The organism is Methylobacterium sp. WL6 (genome assembly GCF_008040095.1).
Classification (GTDB): Bacteria; Pseudomonadota; Alphaproteobacteria; order Rhizobiales; family Beijerinckiaceae; genus Methylobacterium.
In genome coordinates, this window is record NZ_VRVH01000415.1 from 1 (window position 1) to 3,167 (window position 3,167).

The window sequence follows — 3,167 nt, forward strand, 5'->3', positions numbered from 1 at the left end:
CTTCCGCCCCGCGCGCTGCCCCACCGTCTCGGTCGCGGCCAAGCCCGCGGCCGGGACGACGGTCGAGCTCGTCCGGGCGCGGATCGCCGACTACCTCCGCCATTTCGCGACGCCAGCAGCCTGCGACTTCGACCTGTTCCACGCCCATTGCGGCATCGGCGGCAACGCGCTCGCGACCCTGGCCCGCCGCCGCCTGATCCCGGGCTTCGTCCGCACCGTCCACCACGTCGACGCGTTCAGCGATCCGCAGCTCGCACAGTGGCAGGACCGGGCGATCCTGGACGCGCAGGCGCTGCTCTGCGTCAGCGCCGGCTGGAAGGGCGTGCTCGCGAGCGATTACGGGGCCGAGGCGACGATCGTCGGCAACGGGATCGACACCGACGCCTACGCACCCGAGCCGGCCGACGACGACGCGGCGGTCGCGGCGCGCTTCGGCCTCGGGACCGGCCCGGTGCTGCTCGCCGTCGGCGGCTTCGAGGCGCGCAAGAACACGCTGGGCATCGTCGCGGCGTTCGCCGCGTTCCGGGCCTCGCACCCGGAGGCGCAGCTCGTGGTGGCGGGCGGCGCCTCGCTCCTCGACCACGCGGATTACCGGGCCCGCTGCCGGGACGCGCTGGCGCGGGCGGGTCTCGCCGTCGGGCCCGGGCAGGCGGTGGTCGAGACCGGGCCGGTGGCGCAGGCCGTCATGCCGGCCCTCTACCGCCGCGCCGACGCCCTGGTGTTCCCGTCGCTGAGCGAGGGGTTCGGCCTCTGCGTGCTCGAGGCGATGGCGAGCGGCACCCCGGCGATCGTCTCCGACTGCGCGCCGTTCACCGAGTATCTCGGGCCCCGCGATGCCCTGTTCGTCGATCCCGACGACGCCGCCACGATCGCCCGCGCGATGAAGGCCGCCCTCGACCCGGAGGTCCGGGCGCGCCTGATCCCGGCCGGGCTCGCGATCGCCAAGACCCATCCCTGGCGGCTCTGCGCGGAGCGGCACCTGCCGGCCTACGCCGCCTGCGCGCGCCGGCGCCCGGAGACGTCCCATGCCTGAGATGCGCTTCCACATCCGCTGGCCCGACGGCGCCCGCGAGGCCTGCTACTCGCCCTCCCTGGTGATCAAGGACCACCTCGCGGTCGGCCAGGACTATCCGCTGGCCGAGTTCGTCGCGCTGAGCCGCACCGCGCTCGGGATCGCGAGCGAACGGGTGCGCGAGCGCTACGGCTTCCCCTGCGGCCGGGCGCTCGCGCAGCTCGCCCGGATCGAGGAGGGCGCGCGCCAGCAGGCGCCGGGCGCCGTCCACGTCGAGGCCTTCGAGGAATGACCGTTCGCGAGGAATGACCGTTCGCTCCGCCCGCACGCGGGCGGGCCTTCGCCAGAGACCAGGAGACGCGCCATGAGCCGCCAGCCCGAGCCGGACACCCATTCGCCCGCGCACTGGCCCGTGATCGTCGTCGGCGGCGGCCAGGCCGGGCTCGCGATGAGCCGGCAGCTCGCCAACCGCGACATCCGCCACGTGGTCTTCGAGAAGAACCGCATCGCGCACACTTGGCGGACCCAGCGCTGGGACAGCTTCTGCCTCGTCACCCCGAACTGGCAGTGCCGGTTGCCGGACTTCCCCTACGACGGGCCGTCCCATGACGGCCGGGACCCGCACGGCTTCATGCGGCGGGAGGAGATCGTCGGCTACATCGAGGCCTATGCCCGCCACATCGCGGCGCCCCTGCGCGAGGGCGTCGGCGTCGCGGCGATCCGCCCGCGGCCCGAGGGGGGATTCGCCGTCGCCACGGGGGAGGGGGTCCACACCGCCGACGCGGTGGTGCTGGCGATCAGCGGCTACCACCTGCCGGCGATCCCGGCGATGGCCGCGGGCCTGCCGGCGGAGGTGCGGCAGGTCCATTCCTCGGCCTACCGCAACCCGGCGCAGATGCCGGACGGGGCGGTGCTCGTCGTCGGCTCCGGCCAGTCCGGCTGCCAGATCGCGGAGGACCTGCACCTGGCCGGCCGGACGGTGCATCTGGTCACCGGTTCGGCGCCGCGCTGCCCGCGGGTCTACCGCGGGCGCGACGCCGTCGACTGGCTCGCCGAGATGGGCCAGTACGACCTCACGGTCGAGAAGCATCCGCTGAAGGACGAGGTCCGGCGCAAGGCCAACCACTACCTCACCGGCCGCGACGGCGGGCGCGACATCGACCTGCGCCGCTTCGCCCTGGAAGGCATGCGCCTGCACGGGCGGCTGACGGGCATCGACGGCCCCCGCCTCGCCTTCGCCGACGATCTTGCGAAGAACCTCGACGGGGCGGACGCGGTCCATATCGGCATCCAGGCCGCCATCGACCGGCACATCGCGGCAGCCGGCATCGCGGCCCCGGAGGAGGCGCACTACGCCCCCGTCTGGCAGCCCGGCCCGTTCGAGCCCGTGCTCGACCTCGCGACGGCCGGAATCCGCAGCGTGATCTGGGCGACGGGGTTCCGTGCCGATTTCGGCTTCGTCGAGGCCGACATCTTCGACGGCCGCGGCCTGCCGGTGCACCGCCGCGGCGTCACCGCCCAGGACGGGCTCTACGTCGTCGGCATGCCCTGGCTCTGGACCTGGGGCTCGGGGCGCTTCTCCGGCATCGCGCAGGACACCGCCTACCTCGCCGACGCGATCGCTGGAGCCGCCGCCGCGCAGCCGCTTCCGATCGCCAGCTGAGACGGCGGCCTCCGCGAAGGCCTACCCGACGATCACCCGCCGGTCGCCGGCCCGGCGGGTGAAGCCGGTGGCGTCGAGGTGCTCGAGCAGCGGGATCGAGAATTTTCGCGAGATGCCCAAGGCCGCCCCCGCCTCGCGGGCGAGGAAGCCGGATTCGGGCTGGGTCGCCCCGGGGAAGGCGGTGCGGAGCTTGGCCCGGGCCTCCTCCACCGCCGCCTTGTGGAACAGCACGGCGCGGCGCTGCACCCGGTCGACGGCGCGGATCACCGTGCCGGCGCCGACGAGGTAGGTCAGCGCCTCGCGGCGGCGCACGTCGCGCCCGATCGCCTCCGCCTCGTCGGGCGGGTTGAGCCCGGCCTGGCGGAACACGGCTTCCAGGCGCCGGGCGACCTCGCTCTCGTTGCGGGCCGGGTTGAACGCCGCGCGGCGGAAGAGGGCGCCGCCTTGCGCGACGTCGCCGGTGGCGACGAGGTCGCGCAGGGCCGCGGCGGC

General features: G+C 74.7%; 4 protein-coding genes. 3 read left to right on the plus strand and 1 reads right to left on the minus strand.

Annotated elements, in window-relative coordinates; genetic code table 11:
* From FV230_RS26480 to FV230_RS26490, 3 genes are all read left to right on the plus strand, one after another.
* A partial coding sequence (locus FV230_RS26480; RefSeq protein WP_147844502.1) for an MSMEG_0565 family glycosyltransferase occupies positions 1-1,033 on the plus strand: 1,033 nt, incomplete at its 5' end.
* A complete protein-coding gene (locus FV230_RS26485; protein WP_147844503.1) occupies positions 1,026-1,304 on the plus strand; it encodes an MSMEG_0570 family nitrogen starvation response protein in 279 nt (92 codons plus the stop codon). The genes FV230_RS26480 and FV230_RS26485, both read left to right, overlap by 8 nt.
* Positions 1,305-1,376: 72 nt before the next feature.
* Positions 1,377-2,675 (plus strand): MSMEG_0569 family flavin-dependent oxidoreductase, encoded by a 1,299-nt coding sequence (locus tag FV230_RS26490; RefSeq protein WP_147844504.1) that lies wholly within the window; start codon positions 1,377-1,379, stop codon positions 2,673-2,675.
* A gap of 21 nt (positions 2,676-2,696) precedes the next feature.
* On the opposite strand, the gene FV230_RS26495 is transcribed toward FV230_RS26490, so the two are convergent.
* On the minus strand, positions 2,697-3,167 hold a 471-nt coding region (locus tag FV230_RS26495; protein ID WP_187275636.1), incomplete at its 5' end, for a SelB C-terminal domain-containing protein.